This is a genomic window from Wenyingzhuangia heitensis (assembly GCF_011762155.1).
Classification (GTDB): domain Bacteria; phylum Bacteroidota; class Bacteroidia; order Flavobacteriales; family Flavobacteriaceae; genus Wenyingzhuangia; species Wenyingzhuangia heitensis.
In genome coordinates this window covers 32,463-58,170 of sequence record NZ_JAASQL010000001.1, presented here as the reverse complement: position 1 = coordinate 58,170, position 25,708 = coordinate 32,463, and the positions used below count along the sequence as shown (strand labels likewise).

General features: G+C 32.3%; 27 protein-coding genes and 1 riboswitch. Of the genes, 16 read left to right on the top strand and 11 right to left on the bottom strand.

Annotation, left to right across the window (positions count from 1 at the left end; all coding sequences use genetic code 11):
• Positions 1–7: 7 nt before the first annotated feature.
• Positions 8–103: riboswitch (TPP riboswitch) on the bottom strand.
• Between the two features lie 447 nt (positions 104–550).
• Together FHR24_RS00285 and FHR24_RS00280 are read left to right on the top strand one after the other, a co-directional pair.
• On the top strand, positions 551–1,621 hold the full coding sequence (locus tag FHR24_RS00285; protein ID WP_167182171.1) for a T9SS type A sorting domain-containing protein: 1,071 nt from the start codon (positions 551–553) through the stop codon (positions 1,619–1,621).
• A 291-nt stretch (positions 1,622–1,912) separates the two neighbouring features.
• Complete coding sequence (locus FHR24_RS00280) at positions 1,913–2,170, top strand: SemiSWEET family sugar transporter (protein WP_167182168.1); 258 nt, start codon at positions 1,913–1,915, stop codon at positions 2,168–2,170.
• Between the two features lie 3 nt (positions 2,171–2,173).
• Here FHR24_RS00280 and rlmN read toward each other — a convergent pair whose 3' ends face one another.
• From rlmN to FHR24_RS00240, 8 genes are all read right to left on the bottom strand, one after another.
• Positions 2,174–3,208: a 23S rRNA (adenine(2503)-C(2))-methyltransferase RlmN gene (gene rlmN, locus FHR24_RS00275; protein WP_167182165.1), complete on the bottom strand. Its 1,035-nt coding sequence runs from the start codon at positions 3,206–3,208 to the stop codon at positions 2,174–2,176.
• A gap of 104 nt (positions 3,209–3,312) precedes the next feature.
• The gene (queA, locus tag FHR24_RS00270) at positions 3,313–4,362 is read right to left on the bottom strand and encodes a tRNA preQ1(34) S-adenosylmethionine ribosyltransferase-isomerase QueA (RefSeq protein WP_167182162.1); all 1,050 of its coding nucleotides are present in this window, start codon (positions 4,360–4,362) and stop codon (positions 3,313–3,315) included.
• Between the two features lie 236 nt (positions 4,363–4,598).
• On the bottom strand, positions 4,599–5,828 hold the full coding sequence (locus FHR24_RS00265; protein WP_167182159.1) for a 3-phosphoshikimate 1-carboxyvinyltransferase: 1,230 nt from the start codon (positions 5,826–5,828) through the stop codon (positions 4,599–4,601).
• 2 nt (positions 5,829–5,830) lie between these two features.
• Positions 5,831–6,091 carry a hypothetical protein gene (locus FHR24_RS00260; protein ID WP_167182156.1) on the bottom strand — a complete coding sequence of 87 codons (261 nt, stop codon included), beginning with the start codon at positions 6,089–6,091 and terminating at the stop codon, positions 5,831–5,833.
• Positions 6,091–6,417, bottom strand: a complete 327-nt coding sequence (locus FHR24_RS00255; RefSeq protein ID WP_167182153.1) for a nucleotide pyrophosphohydrolase — start codon at positions 6,415–6,417, stop codon at positions 6,091–6,093. Before FHR24_RS00255 ends, FHR24_RS00260 begins: the two co-directional genes overlap by 1 nt.
• A 69-nt stretch (positions 6,418–6,486) precedes the next feature.
• On the bottom strand, positions 6,487–7,128 hold the full coding sequence (gene aat, locus FHR24_RS00250; protein WP_167182150.1) for a leucyl/phenylalanyl-tRNA--protein transferase: 642 nt from the start codon (positions 7,126–7,128) through the stop codon (positions 6,487–6,489).
• Between the two features lie 72 nt (positions 7,129–7,200).
• On the bottom strand, positions 7,201–7,563 hold the full coding sequence (locus FHR24_RS00245) for a DUF3127 domain-containing protein (RefSeq protein WP_167186820.1): 363 nt from the start codon (positions 7,561–7,563) through the stop codon (positions 7,201–7,203).
• Between the two features lie 86 nt (positions 7,564–7,649).
• Positions 7,650–8,681, bottom strand: coding sequence for a glycosyltransferase family 9 protein (locus FHR24_RS00240; RefSeq protein WP_167182147.1), 1,032 nt, complete (start codon positions 8,679–8,681; stop codon positions 7,650–7,652).
• An 85-nt stretch (positions 8,682–8,766) separates the two neighbouring features.
• Between FHR24_RS00240 and FHR24_RS00235 the strand changes: the two genes are divergently transcribed.
• From FHR24_RS00235 to FHR24_RS00195, 9 genes are all read left to right on the top strand, one after another.
• Positions 8,767–9,678, top strand: a complete 912-nt coding sequence (locus tag FHR24_RS00235; RefSeq protein WP_167182144.1) for a DMT family transporter — start codon at positions 8,767–8,769, stop codon at positions 9,676–9,678.
• A 53-nt stretch (positions 9,679–9,731) separates the two neighbouring features.
• Positions 9,732–10,589 (top strand): YicC family protein, encoded by an 858-nt coding sequence (locus FHR24_RS00230; RefSeq protein ID WP_243846478.1) that lies wholly within the window; start codon positions 9,732–9,734, stop codon positions 10,587–10,589.
• Entirely contained in the window at positions 10,589–11,161 is a 573-nt protein-coding gene (gmk, locus tag FHR24_RS00225) for a guanylate kinase (protein ID WP_167182141.1), read from the top strand. Before FHR24_RS00230 ends, gmk begins: the two co-directional genes overlap by 1 nt.
• Positions 11,162–11,164: 3 nt before the next feature.
• Positions 11,165–11,743 carry a nicotinate (nicotinamide) nucleotide adenylyltransferase gene (nadD, locus tag FHR24_RS00220; RefSeq protein ID WP_167182138.1) on the top strand — a complete coding sequence of 193 codons (579 nt, stop codon included), beginning with the start codon at positions 11,165–11,167 and terminating at the stop codon, positions 11,741–11,743.
• Between the two features lie 66 nt (positions 11,744–11,809).
• On the top strand, positions 11,810–12,850 hold the full coding sequence (locus FHR24_RS00215) for a M23 family metallopeptidase (RefSeq protein WP_167182135.1): 1,041 nt from the start codon (positions 11,810–11,812) through the stop codon (positions 12,848–12,850).
• Positions 12,851–12,852: 2 nt separating this feature from the next.
• On the top strand, positions 12,853–14,346 hold the full coding sequence (locus tag FHR24_RS00210) for a GH3 auxin-responsive promoter family protein (RefSeq protein ID WP_167182132.1): 1,494 nt from the start codon (positions 12,853–12,855) through the stop codon (positions 14,344–14,346).
• Positions 14,347–14,367: 21 nt separating this feature from the next.
• Complete coding sequence (locus FHR24_RS15745) at positions 14,368–15,849, top strand: M43 family zinc metalloprotease (RefSeq protein WP_167182129.1); 1,482 nt, start codon at positions 14,368–14,370, stop codon at positions 15,847–15,849.
• Between the two features lie 46 nt (positions 15,850–15,895).
• Positions 15,896–16,561 carry a 16S rRNA (cytidine(1402)-2'-O)-methyltransferase gene (gene rsmI / locus FHR24_RS00200; protein WP_167182126.1) on the top strand — a complete coding sequence of 222 codons (666 nt, stop codon included), beginning with the start codon at positions 15,896–15,898 and terminating at the stop codon, positions 16,559–16,561.
• Between the two features lie 13 nt (positions 16,562–16,574).
• On the top strand, positions 16,575–16,892 hold the full coding sequence (locus tag FHR24_RS00195; RefSeq protein ID WP_167182123.1) for a Dabb family protein: 318 nt from the start codon (positions 16,575–16,577) through the stop codon (positions 16,890–16,892).
• Between the two features lies 1 nt (position 16,893).
• Here the strand turns inward: FHR24_RS00195 and FHR24_RS00190 are convergent, their stop codons facing one another.
• Positions 16,894–17,709 carry a hypothetical protein gene (locus FHR24_RS00190; RefSeq protein ID WP_167182120.1) on the bottom strand — a complete coding sequence of 272 codons (816 nt, stop codon included), beginning with the start codon at positions 17,707–17,709 and terminating at the stop codon, positions 16,894–16,896.
• A gap of 222 nt (positions 17,710–17,931) precedes the next feature.
• On the opposite strand from FHR24_RS00190, the gene leuC reads away from it, so the two are divergent.
• The 5 genes from leuC to leuB all read left to right on the top strand — a co-directional run bounded on the left by leuC (position 17,932) and on the right by leuB (position 23,490).
• Positions 17,932–19,338, top strand: coding sequence for a 3-isopropylmalate dehydratase large subunit (gene leuC, locus FHR24_RS00185; RefSeq protein WP_167182117.1), 1,407 nt, complete (start codon positions 17,932–17,934; stop codon positions 19,336–19,338).
• 12 nt (positions 19,339–19,350) lie between these two features.
• A complete protein-coding gene (leuD, locus tag FHR24_RS00180) occupies positions 19,351–19,950 on the top strand; it encodes a 3-isopropylmalate dehydratase small subunit (RefSeq protein WP_167182114.1) in 600 nt (199 codons plus the stop codon).
• A 100-nt stretch (positions 19,951–20,050) separates the two neighbouring features.
• Positions 20,051–20,632 carry a hypothetical protein gene (locus FHR24_RS00175; RefSeq protein WP_167182111.1) on the top strand — a complete coding sequence of 194 codons (582 nt, stop codon included), beginning with the start codon at positions 20,051–20,053 and terminating at the stop codon, positions 20,630–20,632.
• 153 nt (positions 20,633–20,785) lie between these two features.
• Positions 20,786–22,303: an alpha-isopropylmalate synthase regulatory domain-containing protein gene (locus tag FHR24_RS00170; protein WP_167182108.1), complete on the top strand. Its 1,518-nt coding sequence runs from the start codon at positions 20,786–20,788 to the stop codon at positions 22,301–22,303.
• A gap of 131 nt (positions 22,304–22,434) precedes the next feature.
• The gene (gene leuB / locus FHR24_RS00165) at positions 22,435–23,490 is read left to right on the top strand and encodes a 3-isopropylmalate dehydrogenase (protein ID WP_167182105.1); all 1,056 of its coding nucleotides are present in this window, start codon (positions 22,435–22,437) and stop codon (positions 23,488–23,490) included.
• A 119-nt stretch (positions 23,491–23,609) separates the two neighbouring features.
• Here the strand turns inward: leuB and FHR24_RS00160 are convergent, their stop codons facing one another.
• Together FHR24_RS00160 and FHR24_RS00155 are read right to left on the bottom strand one after the other, a co-directional pair.
• Complete coding sequence (locus FHR24_RS00160) at positions 23,610–24,686, bottom strand: hypothetical protein (protein WP_167182102.1); 1,077 nt, start codon at positions 24,684–24,686, stop codon at positions 23,610–23,612.
• Between the two features lie 27 nt (positions 24,687–24,713).
• A complete protein-coding gene (locus FHR24_RS00155; protein WP_167182099.1) occupies positions 24,714–25,652 on the bottom strand; it encodes an endonuclease/exonuclease/phosphatase family protein in 939 nt (312 codons plus the stop codon).
• Positions 25,653–25,708: the final 56 nt, after the last annotated feature.

Here is a 25,708-nt window from a genome sequence, read left to right as displayed (position 1 = left end):
AAACTGATCTGTTGATCAGGCTTTTTCCTACGCAAGTTTTAACTTAATCAGGTTCAAAGGGTAACTCTCAGCCTTTTTTTAAAAGACACCCCTAAAGCTTATCGGGCATAAATATAGTTAAAAATTAAATATTTATGATTAGAATTTTAGAAATAGGTTAGAATGTTAATTAACACCAGTTCGTTTTTGATAAAACTTTTCTTTTAGAATAACTGATTGACATATATAAAAAGTAGGTATTAGTTGTTGCTCTGGTGTTTTTAAAAAACAGTGTGATGTGTCCTGTTTTTAAGATTAGTTTACTTATCTAATTATTTTGTGTTTTAGAAGTAATAAAATAAAAATTCTAAATCAGAAGTTTTTAATGAGTATGGTTTAGGTAGGCATTGTGTTGTAATAAATAGAAATAAAGCTTCAATTTGAATATGTCTAAATCTAGGTTGTTATTTAGAGTAGTTTTTTATAATAGTTGAAGATTGAAAATAGTTTTACGTTTGACGTTTTCTTTGTTATTAAACTATAAATTAGCTATTTAATAAAAACTTTAAATATGAAAATAAAATTACTATTTATATTTTTAATCACAACCTTTTGTGTAGATGCTCAGGTTAACGATTTTATAACAGGTATTAATTCTCCAAAACGTTTAATAATAGATAATAATGTTATTTATGTAAAAGGTGGTTTACCTGGTAAAATATATCAAATAAACCTTTCTGATATATCACCTAGTGCTTCGGTGTTGTTTAATAGCTTACCTACAAGTGGTGGGCCGTTTGAAATTGGTGGTTTGGTAAAAGTAGGTGATGTTTTTTATATTTCATATATAAATGATGATGTTGGAGACAGTACCCTAGCTAGTTTTAATATCAATACTCCAACGGTATTAAATAATATAGTTACAGGTTTAGGTTTTGTAAATGCTTTAGGTTTTTATAATAATGAGCTTTATTTTACTGAAAATAGTTTAGCAGGAGGAGGAGCTACTCTTAATAAAATAGATGTAACAGTTAACAATCCGACTGTTGTTAATGTTGTTGGTGGTTTTTTGAAACCACAAGATTTAGAGTTCAAGAACAGTATTCTTTATATTGGAGATAGAGAAGCTGAAAAGATATATAGTGTAGATGTTTCTCTGTCTTCACCAAGTGTTAATACATTTGTTAGCGGTGTAAGTACTGAAGGTATATATGTTTTTAATGAATTTTTATACTATACTGATATTGGAGTTGTTAAAAAAGTTCAGTTAAAAAACTCTTCCGATGTAACGACAGTAGCAGAGGATACAGATCATAATAAAGAATTAAGGGATATTGTTATTTCTGGAACAACTTTGTACATGCCACAAGAGTCAGTAGGAAAAATCGTAACTAAAGGAGATTTAACTTTGTCAGTAAAGGGTTTGGATAATGAAATTTCAGGGATATCAATGCGTAACGATAAGCTAACCATTCAAGGTCTTAAAAAGGGAAATAATAATATTACAATTTATAATCTTGAAGGAAAAATGATGATGAATAAAGAATTAAGTTTGAATAATAATTCATTTAATGTTAGTCATCTATCTAGTGGAGTTTATGTGTTGAAGATAAATGATCATGTGTATAGGTTTGTGAAGTAACAAGCATTTTTTTATAAAAAACACAAAAGACCTTCAATTGAAGGTCTTTTTTTAGTTATGAATAGTTTTTAGAAGGAGAGTTGAATCTTGTTCTTATAGATTTTTCATCACCTGTAAATAAAGTGTCGTCTGAAAATACAACTGACCGTGTCTTTGGGAGAGGTTTTTCTGAGTCTTTTTTTGTAACATGGAGTCTATGAGGACGTTATTTTATAATACTTTTAATTAAAAAGATTATTGGGAGTATTTGTAAGATTGCTTTATATCTTAGCAACTTAAAATTAAAGAACTATGGGCAATTTTGCATCCCTTTTTGGTGTGTTAGGAGCAATGACTTCTAGCAGTATGTTTTTTCCACAAGTATGGAAATCTTTTAAGCAAAAAGATACCAGTAGCTTGTCTTGGCCAGGCTTGGTGATTGGAATGCTAAATGGTTTTTTTTGGCTGATGTACGGAATCTTAAAATTAGACCCCTACATTTATGTAACCAATAGTTTTTTTACGTTGGGTGCTGTTTTATTATTGATCTTAAAGTTTAAATACAAATAATAGTTAACTCTTGTTAGCTAATTGTCCACAAGCAGCATCAATATCTTTTCCTCTAGAACGACGAACGTTTACTACAATTCCATTTTTCTCTAAAGTATACACGTAATCATCTGTGGCTTTAGAGCTGGCTTGTTGGTATTCTCCATCATCAATAGGATTGTATTCTATTAAGTTTACTTTACAAGGAACGTAAGAACAGAAAGTAACTAATGCGTTAATGTCTTCTTGTTGATCGTTAATATCTCTCCAAACTACATATTCATAGGTAATTCTACTTTGCGTTTTTGCGTACCAATATTCTAAAGATTCACGTAATTCTGTTAACGGAAAGTTTTTAGAGAAAGGCATTATTTTATTCCTAGTTTCTTCAATAGCAGAATGTAAAGAAACTGCCAAATTGAATTTTACGTCATCATCAGCTAGTTTTTTAATCATTTTAGGTAGACCTGATGTTGAAACGGTGATTCTTTTTGGAGACATTCCCAAGCCTTCATCACTGGTAATCATTTCTATAGATTTTAGAACGTTGTTGTAGTTCATCAATGGTTCTCCCATTCCCATATACACAATGTTAGACAATTTATGTTTGTGGGTTTTTATACTTTCTTGATTGATAGCAGCTACCTGATCAAAAATTTCATCAGCATTTAAATTACGCATGCGTTTTAAACGAGCGGTTGCACAAAATTCACAATCTAAACTACAACCTACTTGGCTAGATACACAAGCGGTAGTTCTGTCACTAGTTGGAATTAAAACAGATTCTACAATTAATCCATCGTGCAATTTTACTGCATTTTTAACCGTACCATCTTTACTACGTTGCATATTGTCTACTTCAATATGGTTGATGGTAAAATTGGTGTCCAACATATCCCTAGTTTGTTTGGATAGGTTAGTCATGTCCTCAAAGGTATGAGCAGATTTAGACCATAACCATTCGTAAACTTGGTTACCTCTAAAAGCTTTGTCTCCGTTTTCTACGAAAAAATCTCTTAATTGGTCTTTGCTAAGGGCTCTAATATCTTTTTTAGACATAATGGTTTTGTGAAATTCTGTTTGGCAAAGGTACGTAACTCTTATAAAAGAAAAATCCCGAAGTGTAAAACTTCGGGATTCTTAAAATATATTTTAACTATTGATTAGATAATCAACATAGCATCTCCGTAAGTACTAAACTTATATCCTTCTTTAATCGCTTCTTCGTAAGCTTTCATTAAGAAATCGTAACCAGCAAATGCTGCTACTTGCATCATTAATGTAGATTTAGAAGGGTGGAAGTTGGTAATCATAGAGTTGGCAATACTAAACTCATATGGAGGGAAAATAAATTTATTTGTCCAACCAGTGTAAGGATTTAATCTTCCGTTAGATGATACGGTAGATTCTACAGCTCTCATTACGGTAGTTCCCACAGCACAAACTCTACGTTTTGTGTTTATTGCGTTGTTAACAATTTCACAAGTGTCTTCTGATACGCTCATTTTTTCAGAATCCATTTTGTGTTTTGATAAATCTTCAACCTCAACAGGATTAAAAGTACCTAAACCAATATGTAATGTTAGTTCAGCAAAATCTACTCCTTTAATTTCTAAACGCTTCATTAAGTGTTTAGAAAAGTGTAAACCAGCAGTGGGTGCTGCAACAGCTCCTTCTTCTTTTGCGTATATAGTTTGAAAACGATCTTCGTCTTCTGGTTCTACATCTCTTTCTATGTGCTTAGGGATTGGAGTTTCTCCTAAATCTTCTAGTTTTTGTCTAAACTCTTCGTAAGAACCATCGTATAAGAAACGTAAAGTACGACCTCTAGATGTGGTGTTGTCAATTACTTCCGCTACTAAAGAATCATCTTCTCCAAAAAATAATTTGTTACCAATTCTAATTTTACGAGCAGGGTCTACTAAAACATCCCATAAACGGTTTTCCGCATTTAATTCACGTAATAAGAAAACTTCAATTCTAGCACCTGTTTTTTCTTTGTTACCGTACATACGAGCAGGAAACACTTTGGTGTTGTTTAAGACCATTAAATCCCCATCTTCAAAATAGTTAATAACGTCTTTAAATGTTTTGTGTTCTATAGTTTGCTCTTTTCTGTTTAATACCATTAAACGAGATTCGTCTCTGTATTCAGCAGGATGTTGAGCTATCAATTCTTCTGGTAAATCAAAATGAAATGCAGATAACTTCATGTATATGTTGTTTTTAAATAGAACGCAAATATACAATCTGAGAATAGGGGTTGTCAAGCATATTGATGTTTATTTTTGTTTTTTAAGGATTGAGTACAAAGTATTAAATGCTGAATACTAGTGTTTGTATAGTGTTAAAGCGTTTTTGTACCAAATAAAAAAGCTCAAAAATTCATTGAATTTTTGAGCTTTTTTAAAACTGTAGACTGAATACTCAGTACTTTGTGCTTTTTAATTTATTGAAATCTCTCGTAATCTTCCCAAAAACTAGGGTATGATTTAGAAACTACTCCAGCATCATCTATGTTAATGTTGGTTTTTAATAACAACGGAGCAAAGGCCATGGCCATTCTATGGTCGTTGTAGGTTGCAATATGTATATCCGAATTAATAGTTCCGTTAAATGCTTTTACAGTTAAAGTTTCGTTTGATGTTTCTAAAGTGGCTCCAAGTTTAGAAAGCTCATTGTCTAAGGCAACAATTCTATCTGTTTCTTTAATTTTTAAAGTATGTAAGCCTGTCATGTGACATTCTACACCTAAACCAAAAGCGGTAACAGCAATTGTTTGTGCAATGTCTGGTGCTTTAACCAAATCAAACTCCACACGTTTTGGCAATGTGAAATTTGGTGTTTTTTGTAATGTAATAGTGTGTTCGTTAAACGTAGTAGTTACGCCAAATTCTTTATAAATTTCTTGTAATACAGAATCTCCTTGTAAGCTGTTTTCTTTGTACGATGAAATTTCTAAAGTTCCGTTTTCTGTCAAAGCAACAAAACCGTAAGCATAAGAAGCAGAGCTCCAGTCAGACTCTACTGTAAAGTCTGTGTTTTTAATTTCTGTTGTTGGGGCAACGCTTATAAATTGTCCTTCAAAATTTGTTTTTACGCCTAAATCATTCAACAAACTTAATGTCATTTGAATGTAGGGAATGGATGTGATTTTTCCGTCAAACTCAATTGTTAAACCTTCAGGTAAAGTGGGGGCAATTAACAACAAAGAAGAAATGTATTGACTGCTTACGCTACCATCAATTTTAACTTTATTGTCTGTTAATGTAGTTCCTGTAATCTTTAAAGGAGGGAATCCATCGTTGTTTACATATTCAATATTGGCACCTAAAGTACGCAAAGCATCTACTAAAATTTTAATAGGACGTTCTTGCATTCTTGCAGATCCTGTTAAAATAATTTCTGAGTTTGGTTTTACTGCAAAATAACTTGTTAAAAAACGCATAGTAGTACCTGCGTGTCCTATGTTAATTTCTTTTTCTGATGAGTTTAATGCATTTAACATTAAGTTAGTGTCATCAGAATTAGACAAGTTGCTAATTTCTATACTTGGGTATAACGCTTGTAAAATTAACAAACGATTACTTTCGCTTTTAGATCCTGTAATTTGAAAAGCATCGTTTACAGTTCCGTTGTATTGTTTTAGGAATTTTGTTCCTATGTCTGCATGTGCCATTTTTATAGTGTGTTTTTAGCTTTTCTTTTGGTTAAAAAAGCCATTACAAATCCGTATCCTGTAATAATTGCCAATCTAATTCCTACAAAAGTAATCCAACTTCCGTTTTGAAAACTTTGTGGAATAGCGTTTAAATTTCCGCTTCTAAATAATTCGGCTGCTGTAAGAACAATGGCCAAAATAAATGAAAAAGAAATCATAAAACGGATTGCTAATTTCCAGATGGGAGTATTTGCTACCTTTTGTATTTTTTGATTTGCCATTATTTTAATTTTTGATTGTTGTGATGACGATCGTGATCACGTTTTGTTTTTAAGTCTAATTTAGCATCAAACGCAGCTTGTAAGTCTACTCCTGTTTGATTGGCTAAACACAAAACAACAAATAAAACATCAGACAACTCTTCTCCTAAGTCTTTGTTTTTGTCGCTTTCTTTTTCTGATTGTTCTCCGTATCTACGAGCAATAATTCTTGCTACCTCTCCAACTTCTTCTGTTAATTGAGCCATGTTTGTTAGTTCGTTAAAATAACGAACTCCATGTTCTTTAATCCAATTGTCTACATCTAGTTGTGCATTCTTAATATCCATGATAATATATGTATGATTCGGTTTGATCTTTCTGACTTAAAACGGCTCAAAGATAAGGGTTTGAATTGATTATTTTTTCTGTAAGATATTTAAATATTCTTGTCTAGGGATTTCATAGGCACCTAAACTTTCTAAATGATCGTTGTGCACTTGACAATCTAGTAAATCGTATTTATGTTCTAATAAATAATTGTTTAACCAGGCAAATGCTACTTTAGAAGCATTGCTAACTTTGCTAAACATGCTTTCTCCACAAAATACATTTAGTTGATCTACACCATACAGTCCGCCAACCAATTGATTATTTTGCCAAACTTCTACAGATTTTGCAATGCCTAGTTCGTGTAGTTTTATATAAGCATTTTCCATGTCGTTGGTAATCCATGTGCCTAATCCATCTTGTCTGTCTATAGATTTACAGTTGTAAATAACTTCTTTAAAATGTTGATTAAAGGTTACTGTAAATATTCCTTTTTTAAGCGTTTGCTTTAAACTTTTAGAAGGAGTATAATGTCTAGGGTCTATCACCATTCTCCATTCTGGGCTATACCATAAAATAGGTTCACCTTCACAAAACCAAGGGAAAATTCCTTTTTGATAAGCAGCGATTAATCTTTTTGTAGATAAATCTCCACCTACAGCCAACAAGCCTTCTTCAGAAGCTAAGGAAGGATTAGGGAATTCTATTGAGTTGGGTTCTAAAAGATACATGGTTGTAAAATTAAAAAACGCTTTCAATAATTTTATTGAAAGCGTTTTAAATATTGTTGTGTTTTAACTTTCTTAGAAAGGTAAATCGTCTGGTTCTTCATTTTGTGCTATAGAAGTAGTCTCAAAAGTAGCTGGTGCTTCTCCTCCTTGAGCAGCAGGTGCAGTCGCTTCAATTCTCCAACCTGTAATAGAGTTAAAATATTTAGCAACTCCTTCTGGGTTAATCCATTCTCTACCTCTTAAGTTGATAGAGACAGTAACGTCTTGCCCTACTTTGTAAGCATCTAAAATATCTACTTTATCTTGTACAAACTCAATCATTAACATTTGAGGATATTGTTCATCAGTAGTAACTACCAATTCTCTTTTTCTAAATCCGCTCGCTCCAAATGTTTGCGTTTCGTTGATTAATTTAATTTTTCCTGATACTTGCATGTCTGTCTTCATTTATTTATTGAAAATCAAAAATAAATAGATTGTGAAGAAACTAAAATATAAAATCCTGAAACTTATTAACAAATCTAATTTATTATTGACAATACCTTGTTGATGATGGTTTTAGGAGTTATTGTTTTCATAACGTTTTCATAGTTAGGGACAATTTTGTTTCCGTAAACCGACGTAGGCAATAAAGGATACTGTTTTCTATTAGCACAAATACAATTATCTATTTGGTTAAATGGAGCAAAACCAGCGCTAGGATGTGTGGCTCCCCAGATACTAATGGTAGGGATTCCGTACAATGCAGAAAAATGTCCATTTCCACTGTCCATACTAATCATAACAGATAGGTTGCTAATAATAGCCAGTTCGTCTTTTAGTTTAACTTGCCCTGCCAGACAGAATGTGTTTTTGTGTTTTTGGGTAATGGTTGTTAAGGTATCTACTTCTGATTGTCCGCCACCAAATAATAAAATTTTGTGATTTTTAGACAATTCAATAACTACTTCTTCTATCAATTCTAAAGGATATTTTTTTCCATCGTGCGCTGCAAAAGGAGCAATCCCAATTAGTTTTTCATTAGGTATATAATCAAATAAGTTCATTAACTTGTTAGATAAGACTTCTTTTTCTTTTAATGATGGATTGATTAAATCAACAGAAAATCCTAAAGAATTAAATACGTCAGCATAACGTTGGTGTGTTGTTTTTAAAACTTTAAATACTTTGTTTTTTATGGCAGTCAACGCTTTTTTTTCTGCTCTACCTTTATTGATAAAAGCAACAGGAGTTCCGTCTATTTTAAATAAAATCCGTAATAGTTTAGAGCGTAAAACATTATGTAAATCTGCTACTGCATCAATATTTAATTTTTTTAATTCTTTGTAAAGTTTGTAAATACCAAGGGTTCCTTTGTGTTTGCCTTTGGTGTCGGCAGCAAAAAAAGAGACATGTTCAATATTGTCAAAAAGAGGTTTTAAAAATCCCTTAGAAACGACAGTGATCTTTAGGTTTTTATTTTGAGATAATAGTGTTTTTAATACGGGAACTGTCATGGCAACATCGCCCATGGCAGACATACGAATAACTAAAAGGTGCTTTTTGTTTTGCATGCAACGAATTTAATTATTTTCTATGGATGTTTAAGGATGCCTGTCTTAATTTTCTTTTCATCTTTGTAATAGATTAAAGAAAATGATGAGTAAAAGAAACCTAGCGTTGTTAGCTGTTTTTAGTACAGCAGTGTTTTATGCAATTAATTATACTTTGGTAAAAAAGGTAATGCCTTTTTATATGAGTCCTTATGCCTTAGTGTGGATTAGAATTTTTGCAGCTACCGTTTTGTTTTGGATGACATCCTTTATAATAAAGCCACCTGAGTTAGAAAAAAAAGATTTTTTACCAGTAGCCTTGTTGTCTATTATAGCTATTGTTATTAATATTTTATCCTTTTTTAAAGGACTTAGTTTAACCACTCCTATTAACGGAGCTGCTATTATGGTGACTACTCCTATTTTAGTATTTGTATTCTCTTTAATTATTTTAAAAGAGAAATTACAATTAAAACGTGCGTTTGGAATTGTGATTGGTTTGTTGGGGGCTTATTTTTTAACAACCTCTGGAGAAAAAATTGCGGAAAACGCAGAAAATATTCCTTTAGGAAATTTATTGGTGTTTGTAAATGCATCGGGGTATGCGTTGTATTTAATATTGGCTAAAAAAATGATTACCAAATACCACCCTATTGTTTTTGTAAAGTGGTTATATACGTTTGGATTGTTGTTTATGACTCCGTTTGTTTTTAGTGAAGTGCTAGAGGTGGAATGGCAAAAAATTCCTTTTAATATTTATTGGATTATAGCTTATGTGGTAGTTTTTGCAACATATTGTAATTTTTTATTCAACCTTTATGGGTTAAAACACTTAAAACCAACTACGGTTAGTGCTTTTATTTATGTACAACCTGTACTGGCAAGTCTGTTTGCTTTGTTTATGGGTAGTGATCAGTTGTCGTGGACAAAAGTGCTGTGTACTTTGCTTATTTTTATAGGGGTTTATTTGGTTACTTTACCTCCAAAAATAGATAAGAATAAAGTTAGCGTATTGTAGAGAAGTCTATCCAATGTAAAATACGTATTTTTACACCCAAATTTTTTGGATATATGATACAGTCTATGACAGGGTACGGGAAAGCAATTGTGCAATTACCAACCAAAAAGGTAACAGTAGAGGTTAAATCTTTAAATAGTAAAAATTTAGATTTAAGCGTTCGTATGCCTCAGTACTACAAAGAAAAAGAAATTAACGTTCGTAAAACTATTGCTAATAGTGTGATTAGAGGAAAAGTAGATTTTTCTATTTATGTAGAAATGACTGCAGAGGTTTCTCAAACCAAAGTAAACGTAAATGTTGTGGCTGATTATATGAATCAGTTAAAGCAAATAGCAACAGGTTCTGATGTAGAATTGTTAGAAATGGCTATGCGTTTGCCAGATACTTTAAAAACGGAACGTGAAGAGTTAGATCCTACAGAATGGGCAAGTATAGAAACAGGAATTAAGCAAGCTTTAGAGGCTTTGGTTCAGTTTAGAAAAGATGAAGCCGCTTCTTTAGAATTAGATTTTAGAGAACGAATTCAGAATATTCAAAGTTTTTCTTTAGAAGTTAATCAACACGATGAAGATAGAATGGCTGCTGTAAAGATAAAATTACGCAAAGCTATTGATGATTTGCAGGTTACTGTTGATGAAAATAGGTTTGAACAAGAGTTGATTTACTATTTAGAAAAATTAGACATAAACGAAGAAAAAGTTCGTTTGGCAAATCACCTTGACTATTTTTTAAAAGAATTAGATAGTGAAATTTCTGATGGTAAAAAATTAGGATTTATTGTTCAAGAAATAGGAAGAGAAATTAATACTACAGGATCAAAATCTAACTATGCACCCATGCAACAGGTTGTGGTGCAAATGAAAAATGAGTTGGAAAAGATTAAAGAACAAATATTAAACGTATTGTAATGGCTTCAGGAAAATTAATTGTGTTTTCTGCACCTTCAGGATCTGGAAAAACCACCATCGTAAAACATTTGTTGTCAGAAACAGATTTGCCTTTAGACTTTTCTATATCCGCAGCTTCTCGTGAGCCAAGAGTAGGAGAAATAAACGGAAAAGATTATTATTTTTTATCAGCATCAGAATTTAAAGCTAAAGTTGATGAAAATGCTTTTTTAGAATGGGAAGAAGTGTATAAAGATAATTTTTATGGAACTCTAAAATCTGAAATTACCAGAATTTGGAAAGAAGGAAAACATGTGATTTTTGATATTGATGTAGTTGGAGGATTAAATATAAAGAAACAATTTCCTAAGGAAACTTTGGCCATTTTTGTGCAACCACCTTCTTTAGAAGAAATGGAACGAAGATTGAGAGGAAGAGCTACAGAAACTGAAGAAAAAATTAAAATGCGTGTTGCTAAAGCAGCTCAAGAAATGGATTTTGCTAAAAAGTTTGATACCGTTTTAATTAACAATGATTTGTCTATAGCTAAAGAAGATGCCTATACGATGGTGTCTGAATTTATAAAAAAATAATTTATGAAGGTTGGTTTGTATTTTGGAACATTTAATCCTGTGCATGTAGGACATGTGATATTGGCAAATCATATGTTGCATTATACAGATATGGATGAGGTTTGGATGGTGGTTACACCACACAATCCACATAAAAAGAAAAGTACGTTGTTAGACAATCATCATCGTTTAGAAATGGTTTATAAAGCAACAGAATCTTATGAACATATCCATCCAACAGATATTGAATTTAAGTTAAAACAACCCAATTATACCATTGATACTTTGGTGCACATTTCGGAAAAATATCCAACGCATCAATTTGCAATTATTATGGGAGAGGACAATTTAAAATCTTTTCATAAATGGAAAAATTATGAGGTTATTTTAGAAGAGTATGAGGTGTATGTGTATCCAAGAATAGGAAATACATTAAAAGAGAATCAATTAGCCAAACATTCTAAAATTCATATTGTAGAAGCTCCTGTTGTAGAAATTTCATCTACGTTTATAAGGAATGGAATTAAAAACGACAAAAGCGTAAAGCATTTATTAGATTCTAAAGTTTGGGAATATATAGACTTAATGAATTTTTACAAATAAAAAGGATAGTAGTACATTTGTTGATTGTTGTTTTGTAATAAATAAATGTTTTACATTTAATAGATAATGAAAGAGAAGAGAAAAAAAATAAAGAAAAAACTGGTTAAGAAATACCGATTGGTAGTCTTAACAGAAGACTCTTTTGAGGAAAAATTCTCTTTTAAATTAACACGATTAAATGTTTTTGTTTTTGGAGGTGTTTTTAGTGTTTTCTTAATAGCATTAACATCAGGATTAATTGTTTATACTCCGTTAAAAGAATATATTCCGGGTTTTGAATCCCCACAGTTAAAAAAAGATGCAATTTCCCTAAATTTTCAGTTAGATTCTATTGAGCAAAAAATGCATGCTTTAGAATTATATACAGAATCTATGAAGCCAATTTTAATAGGAGACAAGGCTGTTGAAATAGATGAATTGCCCTATGTAACAAAAGAAGGAGAATCTGTTTATCAGTCAGGAATTGCTAATAATGATTCAATTCATAACAAATTAGCAAGGTTGTATTCTCTATTAGAGCAAAAAAACAAAACTATAGAATCTTTAAAAGAACAATACAAAGGTTTTGAAATAGACACAATTGATGGTGCAAGTAGTATTGTCGCTATTACAGATGAAGAAGGTTTGTCTGATGAAGAGCTAGAGTCTTTAGAAAGTTCTAGATTAGATTCTGTTTTTAGAGAAAAAGTAGAAAGAGAAGAGCGCTTTAGTATTTTTGGATATGAAAGAGAAAATGCAACACAAGTTTTTGTAGTTCCAACAGTTGGAAATATAACACAAGAATTTAGTGTTACGTCTAAACATTATGCTATAGATGTTGCTACGGCAAAAGAAGCTTCTGTAAAAGCAATTACAGATGGAGTTGTAATTTTTGCAGAATGGTCTATAGAAACAGGTTATGTAATTGTATTATTGCACACCGATAATTTTGTGTCAGTATACAAGCACAATAGCAAAATAAATGTGTCTCAGGGCGAGCTAGTAAAAGCTGGTCAGGTAATTGCAAATGTAGGTTCTACGGGAGAGTTAAGTACGGGTCCACATCTTCATCTTGAAATGTGGAAAGATGGTTATCCAGTAGATCCAACTAATTTTATGAAGTTTTAAGAATGAGTATCAAATCAAAAATAGCATTGCCTTTTGCAAAGGTAATTTGTAAGCAAGTATATAAGTGGGCTAACAATCCTGTTGAAACCCAAGAAAAAACGTTTCAATATTTAATTAAAACGGCAAAAAATACAGCTTTTGGTAAAGATCATAATTTTGAGCAAATAAAAAATTATGAAGACTTTAAAAAAAATGTTTCAGTAAATGATTATGAAGGAATCCGTTCTTATGTAGATAGAATGGTAGAAGGAGAGTCAGATGTTTTATGGACAGGTAGGCCTTTGTATTATGCAAAAACATCTGGAACTACATCTGGAGCAAAATACATTCCCATCACAAAAGAATCTATGCCTACACACATAAAAGCAGCACGTAATGCGTTGTTGTTTTATATTGCAGAAACAGGAGATGCTAGCTTTGTTGATAGCAAAATGATGTTTTTACAAGGAAGTCCAATTCTTAAAGATTTAAAAGGAGTTCAGCTAGGTCGTTTAAGTGGAATTGTAGCACATTATGTGCCGTCCTATTTACAAAAAAATAGATTGCCAAGTTGGGAAACCAATTGTATTGAAGATTGGGAAACCAAAGTAGATGCTATTGTAGAAGAAACCATTAATGAAGACATGTCTGTAATTAGTGGAATTCCATCTTGGGTACAAATGTATTTTGAAAAACTACAAGAAAAGACAGGAAAGACAATTTCGGAAATATTTCCAAAGTTTAATTTCTTTGTCTACGGAGGTGTAAACTTTGAACCTTATAAAAATAAATTTGAAAGTTTAATAGGTAAAAAAATAGATTACGTAGAGTTGTATCCAGCTTCGGAAGGTTTTATTGCTTATCAAGATTCTCAAACCGAAAAAGGAATGTTGCTACAGTTAAATAGCGGGATTTTTTATGAGTTTATTCCAGCCGATCAGTTCTTTGACGAAAATCCCCCAAGACTATCTGTAGGAGAGGTAGAATTAGGTGTTAATTATGTAATTATTTTAAATACATCTGCAGGTTTGTGGGGGTACAATATTGGAGATACTGTTGAGTTTACTTCTTTAGTTCCGCACAGAATTAAAGTTACGGGTAGAATTAAACATTTTATATCTGCTTTTGGAGAACATGTAATTGGTAAAGAGGTAGAAAAAGCGTTAAATGATGCCATTGTAGGAACCAATATAACTATAAGTGAGTTTACAGTAGCACCACAAGTAAATCCAGAAAGTGGGTTGCCATATCACGAATGGTTTATAGAGTTTGAAAATGAGCCAGAAAATTTAGAAGCATTAGCAACTAAAATTGATGAATCTATGCAAGCACAAAATATTTATTATTTTGATTTAATAAAAGGAAGTGTGCTAAAACCAATAGTGGTAACTAAGGTTAAAAAAGGTGGTTTTCATGAGTATATGAAGTCGATTGGTAAATTTGGAGGTCAAAATAAAATCCCTCAATTGTCAGACAATCGTAACATAGCAGATGTTTTACAAAACTTTAAAGCCTAATATTATATATAAGCATCTATTGTGAAATTTATAAATACTAAAAAAGTAAAATTTTTAAAAGCTACAATTAATAAGACAACGGTCTTATTAATTGTAGCTTTTATGTTTGGAACTAGTTTGTTTTCTCAAGATAACACCAATCCGACAAAAATAACCAAAGCAAATACAAGGGCTAAAGATGTAACCGGGTTTGTTAGGTGCTTTACGGTTGAGTACGAAAAAAAACAATCAGAAGAATACACTAATAAGTCTTCAGAGGTAGCGTTTGAGTCTTGGATGTTATCAAAAAAACAACAACTCAATGCTAATAGATCAATGGCAAAACTAACAGCAGAGACTTATAATATCCCTGTTGTTGTTCATGTTGTTCATAATGGCGACCCTATAAATACAATAGGTAATATTGTTGGAGAAAACATATCAGATGCTCAAGTACAGTCCCAAATAAATGTCCTAAATCAAGACTATAGAAGAATGCAAGGGACTCCTGGTGGAAGCAATTCAACAGGAGTTGCAGTAGATGTAGGAATTAATTTTTATTTAGCAAAACAAGATCTAGATGGCTTAGAAACTTCAGGGATTATAAGACATAATATAACTCCGTATACAAATAATGTCTATAATAATTCTGAAGGTGCTGATTGGGAAACATATGAAGATCTACAATTGATGAAAACAACAACTCAATGGGATCCTACCCAATATTTAAATATATGGGTTGTTAAAATGGGAGGGAAAAATGTAGAAGATGAAGGTTTAGAAGGAGTTCTGGGTTTTGCACAATTCCCTAGTGATTCTAATTTAGATGGATTAGATGTGAATGGGGGCGATGCATTAACAGATGGAGTTGTGATAGCTTATCATGCATTTGGTGATATTACTAAAGATGATGGTTCTTTTAATTTAAATACTTTGTACAACCAAGGAAGAACAACTACACATGAAATTGGTCATTGGCTGGGATTAAGGCATATTTGGGGAGATACGGATACTTGTGGAAATGGAGATTATTGTTTAGATACTCCAGATGCAACAGAAGAACATTATTCTTGTGAAGAAGTATACGACACATGTTTGTCAGATAATTTAGGGAATGATATGGTGCAGAACTATATGGATTACACCAATGATAGCTGTATGGATACATTTACAGAGGATCAAAAACAGAGAATGCTTACGGTATTAAAAAACTCACCTAGGAGGGTAGAATTATTAAGTTCCATGGTAGCAGATGTACCGTTGTATAGTAACGAAGAGTTAGCTGGGTTTGTAGTTGAAACAGATCCTGTTTTTAACACAACATTGGTGTCAGGTCTAGCAAATGGTGTTGTTAAAATTTCTTTGTTTGATAACTATGGAAGACTTATTGTTTATAAAGAGCATGTAGATGATGGTGTTGTTTTTACTGAGGAGTTAGATCTTAGTAAATTGGCACCAAACATATATATATTATTGATAGAACAAGAGGGGAAAAGAATTGTGAAAAGAATCATTAAGGAATAATACATTTATTGTCTTAATTTAGCAGTAAAAAGTCAAAAACATAAAAATGAAACTATACCTAGTCCCTACACCTATTGGAAATTTAGAAGACATGACTTTTAGAGCGATTAAAGTTTTAAAAGAAGTAGACTTGGTATTGGCAGAAGATACTCGTACCAGTGGTAAATTAATGAAGCATTTTGAAATTACCACTCATATGCAAAGTCATCATATGCATAACGAGCATAAAACGGTAGAAAATATCATCAATAAAATAAAAAGTGGAACTACAGTTGCTTTAATTTCTGATGCAGGAACTCCCGCTATTTCAGATCCTGGCTTTTTGCTAACACGTGCTTGTATTCAAAATAATATAGAAGTAGATTGTTTGCCTGGAGCAACTGCATTTGTACCCGCTTTGGTAAACTCTGGTTTGCCAAATGAAAAATTTGTGTTTGAAGGATTTTTACCTGTTAAAAAAGGTCGTCAAACAAGATTGTTAAAGTTGGCAGAAGAGGATAGAACGATTATTTTATATGAATCTCCTCATAAATTAGTAAAAACATTAGGGAATTTGGCAGAGTATTTGGGAGCTGATAGACAAGCTTCGGTTTCTAGAGAATTGACTAAGCTATTTGAAGAAACCAGAAGAGGAACCGTTACAGAGTTGGCAGAACATTACGCCAACAAACCACCTAAAGGAGAGATTGTATTAATAGTTGCAGGTAAATAAATTTAGTGTAAATATGGAAAATAAAACTTTTTTTCACAGTGTGTATTTTTGGTTAAAACAGCCAGAGAATAAAGAATATTGTAAAACGTTTGAAGTTGCTTTGCAAAAGTTTTTAAATGCATCTGTTTATACCAAAACCGCAGCTATTAGCAAACCTGCACATTCAGACAGGTCTGTTGTAGATAATAGTTATACGTATGCTTTGTTGGTTAGTTTTGAAAATGAAGAATTGCATCAAAAATATCAAGAAGAACCTGCTCATTTGTTATTTTTAAAAGAAGCTTCTGCTTTGTGGGAAAAAGTACAAGTGTTTGATTCTTTAGAATTATAAATTAATATATTTCTAAAGAACCAATGATTCTGTCTGTAAGTAATTCGTAATCCTTATTGTTGTTTGCCCAAAAGGTAATCATGTAAACAAGCGTTAAATCGTTTTTAACACAAGCAATACTTTTAAAGTGAATTTCATTACCATCACTCATAAAAGTTCCCTTTTTTAATACTGCAGGATAATTGTTTATTTGAGTGGTTTCATCATTGTAAAATAAATCAGAACCCTTCATTACTTGGTAGGTCTGTTGTATGGCTCCATCTCCGGCACCTTTAGGATTTATTTTACCAATAGCTTTGTCATAAACACTAGTCATGAGTACGGTTCCAAAACCAGCAAAATTGTTATAAGTATAGTAATTCATTTCCTTAATAAGCTTTTTAACTTCGGCTGGCAGTGGTATTTCTTCTTTTTGTTTCTCTAACCAATAAGGAGATTCTATCACCACTTTATTTCCCATAAAAAACTGTCTTCCCCATTCTTTATCTAACAGTTCTGAAACAGGATAAGCATATTCATAAAAAAAGGCAAAGGCACTTGCACTGTATTTTTTTCCAAAAAAAGCACCAAAACCTATGGCAATAATGATTACGGTAATTTGGAGTGTTTTTTTAATACTAAATTTAAAATTTCTTTTAGGTTTTCCTTTTTCAGTGCCTACTTCATTAGTATAAGCTTCAAAGTTTTTGGTAGGATGTTTTTTTTGCCATGTTTTAAAATTGTTAGAAAGTTTCTTTCCACAAGCATTACAAAAAATTTGATATTCTGAATTCAGTAGGTTGTAATGCTCACAACTCTCGCACTTTAAATATTTCATCATTTAGGTTTGGATGTGATAAAGGTACATATAGAATACATTAGTGAGCAAATAGTAAACTATATAATTTTAAACTTTTGAGCAGATAGAGAACCTTTCTTGGGCATCGTAATAATTTATAGCCAGTCTAAGTGATAATACCTCGTTTTTTTATAAATTTGCCGACCTGTAATTCATTGAATTGCAACCATAACAGAAAACAATAAATAAGTCGAAATCAATATGGCAACAACATTATTTGACAAAGTTTGGGATTCGCATGTAGTACGTCACGTAGAAGACGGACCAGATGTGTTTTTTATTGACCGTCATTTTATTCACGAAGTTACAAGTCCAGTAGCATTCTTAGGATTAGAAAGTAGAGGAAACAGTGTAGTATATCCTAACCGTACATTCGCTACGGCAGATCACAACACTCCAACCATCAATCAACATTTACCGGTAGAAGATGCTTTATCTGCAAACCAGTTAAATGCATTGGAAAGAAATGCTAAAAATCACGGAATTTCTCATTGGGGGTTAGGAGATATTAACAACGGTATTGTACACGTAGTAGGACCAGAAAATGGAATTACATTACCAGGTGCAACTATTGTTTGTGGAGATTCTCATACATCTACTCACGGAGCTTTTGGTGCTATTGCTTTTGGTATTGGTACTTCTGAAGTTGAGATGGTATTGTCTACTCAATGTATTATGCAGTCTAAGCCTAAAGCGATGCGTATTAACGTAAACGGAAAATTAGGTTTAGGAGTAACTCCTAAAGATGTTGCTTTATACATTATTTCTAAACAAACTACATCAGGTGCTACAGGTTATTTTGTAGAATATGCTGGAGATGTTTTTGAAGATATGACAATGGAAGGTCGTATGACTGTTTGTAACCTAACAATTGAGATGGGTGCACGTGGAGGTATGATTGCTCCAGATCAAAAAACATACGATTACATTGCGGGTCGTGCTCAAACTCCTAAAGGAGCTGATTGGGATAAAGCAATGACGTATTGGGAAACTTTAAGTACTGATGAAGGTGCAGAGTTTGATGCAGAGTTTAACTACGATGCAGCTGATATTGAACCAATGATTACTTACGGAACAAACCCAGGAATGGGAATGGGAGTAACAAATTCTATTCCTACTGCAGAATCTGTAGAAGGTGGAGTTGAGACCTATAAAAAATCTTTAGGTTATATGGATTTCCATGAAGGAGATTCTATGATTGGTAAAAAGATTGATTTTGTGTTTTTGGGATCTTGTACTAACGGACGTATAGAAGACTTTAGAGGTTTCTGTTCCGTTATTAAAGGACGTAAAAAAGCAGATCACGTTACAGCATGGTTGGTACCAGGATCTCACAAAGTAGTAGATCAAATTAAAGAAGAAGGTTTAGATAAAATTATTACAGATGCTGGATTTGTATTAAGAGAGCCAGGATGTTCTGCTTGTTTAGCAATGAACGATGATAAGATTCCTGCTGGAAAATTATCAGTTTCTACATCTAACCGTAACTTCGAAGGTCGTCAAGGACCTGGGTCTAGAACTTTACTAGCTTCTCCATTAGTTGCTGCGGCATCTGCTGTAGAAGGTGTAGTTACTGATCCAAGAACAATTTTAACTGCTAACGCTTAAATATAGAATACAATGGCTTACGATAAATTTGAAGTATTAACAAGTACAGCTTATCCATTACCTATAGAGAATGTGGATACAGATCAAATCATTCCTGCTCGTTTCTTAAAAGCAACTGAGCGTAAAGATTTTGATATTAATTTTTTCCGTGACTGGAGATTTAATGCAGATGGAACTCCTAAAATGGATTTTCCTTTAAACCAAGAAAAATACGCAGGATCTAAAATTTTAGTAGGAGGTAGAAACTTTGGTTCTGGTTCTTCTAGAGAGCATGCAGCTTGGTCTGTGTACGATTTTGGATTACGTTGTGTAATTTCTTCTGCATTTGCAGATATTTTTAAGAACAACTGTTTAAATGTAGGGGTTTTACCAGTACAGGTATCCGCTCCTTTTGCTGATAAGTTGTTTAACGCAATTGAAGCAGATCCTAAAACAGAAATCAAAGTAGATTTAACAACTCAAACAGTAACTTTATTGTCTACGGGAGAGTCTGAATCTTTTGATATTAACGGTTACAAAAAAGGAAACATGTTAAACGGATTTGATGATATTGATTACTTAAAAAACATTGAAGGAGAAATTACTGAATTTGCAGGTAAAAGACCTTTCTAGTTCTTTTGTAGAACATCATAATATTTCTAAAAGCGTTTCACATAATTGTGAAACGCTTTTTTTATGATATAATGTAAGTTATATTTGATGAAAAAAGAAAATGAAAAAGACTCTATTGTTGTTGCTGTTAGTTGTAATTCGGGGATATGCTCAAGAAGAAAAATCAAAGCCAATAAATGCATTTTACGCAGCGGGCTCTTTAGAAGTAGGGAATCATTTGGGGTTTGATGTAAGCGTTAATTATATTTATAAAAACAAATATTCTTTTTCTTTGGGTAGGTTAGGGATGTTATATGGGTCTGATAATTATCCTAGCGATAAAGACGATACTGATGGCTTAGGGTTTGAAGGTATAGACGATGCAGGGCATATTTATTTTAGTATTGGGAGGATAATTGAAATAAAGAACTCAGATAAGTTTAGATTCAATTTATCTATGGGATTAGCTAGAACTTCAGGCTATAGAGAGTATAATTATACTAGAGGAGAAAAAACAAATAATGGGTATTATTATAATTCTGAATTTGAAGATTACCATATTTATAGTGTTATCTTAAACCCTAAGTTTGAATTTGTTAAATTCAGTGCTTCAGGATTGTATATTTCACCAAAAGTTATACTAAATAAAAAGAAGAGTTTTTATGGAGTTGGTTTAGGTTTGATGTTGGGTAGAGTAAGATAAAAATAGATTTAGGTATATTTATAAAAGCGTTTCACATAATTGTGAAACGCTTTTTTTATATTTGCATTCTGTGTTTTTTAAGGGGTGTTTGGTTAAAAATGATTGTAAATCAGTAACTAAAATAATCGACTCTTAAAAATTATCGATCATATTATGAGCCAAAAGAAAATAGAAATAATGGATACTACACTCCGTGACGGTGAACAAACCTCAGGAGTGTCCTTTGCAGCTAACGAAAAACTAACAATTGCCCAACTATTATTGGACGAATTAAAAGTGGATCGTATAGAAATTGCCTCGGCACGTGTGTCTAAAGGAGAATTTAATGCTGTTAAAAATATTACAGAATGGGCTAAAGGACATGGTCATATAGATAAAATAGAGGTTTTAACTTTTGTAGATAAAGGGACTTCTATTCAGTGGATGAAAGAAGCAGGTGCCAAAGTTCAAAACTTGTTAACTAAAGGTTCTATGAATCATTTAGAGCACCAGCTACGTAAAACTCCAGAACAACACTTTTCTGAAATTGCAGACTCTGTAAAAGAAGCGAAAGAGAACGGAATTGAAACCAATGTGTATTTAGAAGACTGGTCTAATGGAATGCGTAATTCTAGAGCGTATGTATATCAATATTTAGATTTTATAGCAACTCAGCCTATCAAAAGAATTATGTTGCCAGATACTTTAGGAATTTTAACACCTCAAGAATCTTTTGAATATATTAAAGAAATTAAAGACAAATACCCAACATTACATTTAGATTTTCACTGTCATAACGATTATGATTTAAGTGTTGCCAACGCTATGGAAGCTATTAAAGGAGGTGCAGATGGATTGCATTTAACTTTAAACGGAATGGGGGAGCGTGCAGGAAATGCACCTTTGGCAAGTGTGGTAGCAGTTGTAAATGATTTTATGCCAGATTACTTGGTAGAGGTCAATGAAAAAGCCTTGTATAAAGTAAGTAAAATGGTAGAAGCTTTTTCAGGATTTAAAATTCCGGAAAGCAAACCTATTGTTGGAGAAAACGTGTTTACACAAACGGCAGGAATTCATGCAGATGGAGACAATAAAAAGAATCTTTATTTTAATGATTTACTACCTAAACGTTTTGGACGTAAACGTAAATACGCTTTAGGAAAAACATCAGGAAAAGCCAATATTCAAAAAAACTTACAAGATTTAGGATTAAACTTAAATGATGAAGAGTTAAAATTGGTTACACAAAGAGTGATTGAATTAGGAGATAAAAAAGAATTGGTAACTCAAAATGATTTGCCATACATTATTTCTGATGTACTTAACTCTAATACAATATCAGAAAAAGTAAAAGTAGAATCCTACGTGTTAACACACGCTAAAGGTTTAAAACCATCTACAACAGTAGCCGTTTCTTTTGAAGGGGAACTTGTAGAAGAAAGTGCTAGTGGAGACGGGCAATACGATGCATTTATAAAGGCATTGCGTAAAATTTATCATAAAAAAGGATTAGTTTTGCCAACGTTAACAGATTATGCGGTGCGTATTCCTCCAGGATCTAATTCTGATGCTTTGTGTGAAACAGTGATTACTTGGGATTTAAACGGAAAAGAATACAAAACACGTGGTTTAGATTCAGATCAAACAGTATCTGCAATTATGGCAACCGAAAAAATGTTGAATATTATTTAGCGAATAAAGATTTAAAATTAAAATGTCAGTTCGAGTGATTTTGTTTGTGGAGTTTACAAAATGAACAAAATAGTATCGAGAACATTTTTTAATAAAATCAACGCTTTACAAACTATATAAATTAAGATAAAATGAAATTAAACATTGCATTATTAGCTGGTGACGGAATTGGACCAGAAGTAATTGATCAGGCAGTAAAAGTTTCTGATGCAATTGCTGCAAAATTTGGACATGAATTAACTTGGAAACCTGCTTTAACAGGAGCAGCTGCTATTGATGCAGTTGGAGAGCCTTACCCAGACGAAACACACGAGATTTGTAAATCTTCTGATGCTGTTTTATTTGGAGCAATTGGTCATCCTAAGTATGATAATGATCCTACAGCTAAAGTTCGTCCAGAGCAAGGTTTATTAAAAATGCGTAAAGCATTAGGATTGTTTGCAAATGTACGTCCTACTTTTACATTTCCATCTTTATTAGATAAGTCTCCGTTAAAAAGAGAGCGTATTGAAGGAACTGATTTGGTTTTTTTACGCGAATTAACTGGAGGTATTTACTTTGGTGAAAAAGGTAGAAGAGATGGTGGAGACACAGCTTTTGATAACTGTGTGTACACAAAAGAAGAAGTAACTCGTTTGGCAAAAAAAGGTTTTGAATTGGCAATGACTCGTTCTAAAAAATTATGTTGTGTAGATAAAGCCAACGTATTAGAAACGTCTCGTTTGTGGAGAGAAACTGTACAGGCAATGGAAAAAGATTACCCAGAAGTTGAGGTAGCTTATGAATTTGTTGATGCTGTAGCTATGCGTTTGGTACAATGGCCTAACTCTTACGATGTATTGATTACTGAAAATTTATTTGGAGATATTTTAACAGATGAAGCTTCTGTGATTTCTGGATCTATGGGATTAATGCCATCTGCATCTATGGGGTCTGATATTGCTTTATTTGAACCTATTCACGGTTCTTACCCACAAGCAACAGGGTTAAATATAGCAAACCCAATGGCAACAGTATTATCTGCTGCAATGATGTTTGAAAGTTTTGGTTTACAAGAAGAAGGTGCTGCAATTAGAGCCTCTGTAAACAAGGCTTTAGCTGAAGGTGTAGTAACTGAAGATTTAGCTGATGGAGGTAAATCTTTTGGAACTAAAGAAGTTGGAGATTGGTTGGCTGCTAATATTTAATAGCAACAACTTTAAAAATATAAAGGCTTGTAAATGTTAATTTACAAGCCTTTTTTTAGTTTGTATATAAGTGTTAAAACAAAGCAGATTGTCAATGAACAAACAATATGTTTCTGTGTTTATAAAGAATTGTAGAGAACGTGGTATTCAAAAACGAGCATTGTTGTGTATCCATCACATTTTGTTCTTAATCCTAAAGAATTAAATAATTTATATTTCTGAAGTTTTCTAATCCTTAAATTAGGAATCATTAAAGGAATAGATGTGTAAAAATAAGTAGTGCTTTTTAAAACATCGTTTAACTGATAGCGAAGCTTTGTTTTGGGTTTTACCCCCAGATTTAATAAAGAAATGTGAAAAAATAATTGATGGCTAAAAGATTGAGGCTGTTTTAATTGTTCTTGAATGTCATCAATTAATAAAGGTTTTAGGGCTGATAGTTTGTTGGTGTTTTTTAACTGTTTTATCAATCTACTTATGTGATAACATATTTGTGCTGTAGTAGGGTAGCAAGGAGAAACTAAATAAGGGTATTTAATATAGTCTTTAGAAGTAATAGCTCTTAATAAATAAGTTTTAGAATCTTTGTCTTGTTTAGTCTTGGCAAGTTTATTTCTGTAAGACCATAATAAGAGAGTAGATAGTATACAAGCATCGGTTTCTATATGCATTTTTTTACCAAAATAAACGCTATAAGTTTTTAACTCTCCGTAATTAGATCTTTTATGAAAACTCCACTTTAAAGTTCCGTTTGCATGTTTGATTAACTTTTCCTTTAACCAGCTATGGTTTTGTTTTTTAGGATCGGTTAAATATACATAAACAGTATCATCAGCATCATCTGCTAGTTTAAAAAAGTTGGAATGCTTCATTACTAGCCCGTTAGGAAAGAAATCCATGGGGTTTGTTTTGAAAAAATTATAGGTTCTACCTCCTTTAAAATTCTTAAAGTTAGGATAACATTTTACAATCCTTTTTATAATTTTTTGTGCTGTAGCTTGGTTTTCTTTAGAAAGTGAATCACAATTTTCTTGTAGTGTAAAAGCTATGGCTGCAGAAAAAAACATGTTTTCATCTTCTCTTGTATAAGGTAGAATAGAGTGCAAACGCTGAGAGGCAAAAACACCCTTTAGATAACCTAAAGCTTGGCTATCTAATTGTTGTTTTTCTAATTGTTGTAATAATAAAGTAATCAAACAAATACAGTTTGTAGGAAAGGTACGTTATTTTTTAAAAATAGCATACACAGGAAAATGGTCGCTAAAACCACCACGATAAAACTTACCGATATAAGTTCTTAAAGGTTCTCCTTTGCTTCTTCCGGTCCAGTCTGTAAGAAAGTCTTTGTTGTAAATTTCTGATTTTATAAACGTGGTGTCGCTAGAGTCTTTATAGCTTTTGCTATACAAAATTTGATCAAATAAATGCCAAACACCGTTGTGAACCAAGCTCCCTTTTTGATCTTGATAAAGAGCTTTCATAGGATTGATGATTTTATTAGAAACAAGAAATTTATCAATACTTTCTGAGATAGGATCATCATTAAAGTCTCCCATAATTAAAATATTAGCATCAGGATTTTCTGTTAATATTTCTTTAGTTTTTTGAGCTAATATTTTGGCAAGAGCAATTCTTTTTAGATGTGTTTTGTCTACACCTTTTCTACGAGATGGCCAATGGTTTACAAAAACGTGTGTAACTTCTCCATAAAGTTTTCCTTTTACATACAAAATATCTCTAGTTTCGTCTTTAACTCCGTTAGGTTCAAAAACCTCAATAGGAATTGCTTCAGAATAAGACAGTTCAAAAAAGTCTTTGTGATAAAGTAGAGCAACATCAATTCCACGTTCATCAGGAGATTCGTAATGAACACAGTCGTAATTTAAATAGCGAAGTGTTTCACTGTGAATAATGTCCAAAGCAACTTGTTTGGTTTCTACTTCTGCCAAGCCTACTAGTACAGGAGGAAAAACACAATCGTCCGTTCCAATTTTGGAAATTACTTTGGCTATTTTATTTATTTTGTGCTGGTATCTGTAGTGTCCCCATTTTTTTCTACCAGCAGGAGTATAGTCACTATCTAAAGTATGGGCATCATCCTTATAATCAAATAAGTTTTCGGTATTGTAAAAAGCAATTGAAAATAAGTTGTCTTCTGCCACTATTGTTTTTTTTTGGATGCGTAAAGATATCTTTATTAATGAGATTCATCAAAGAA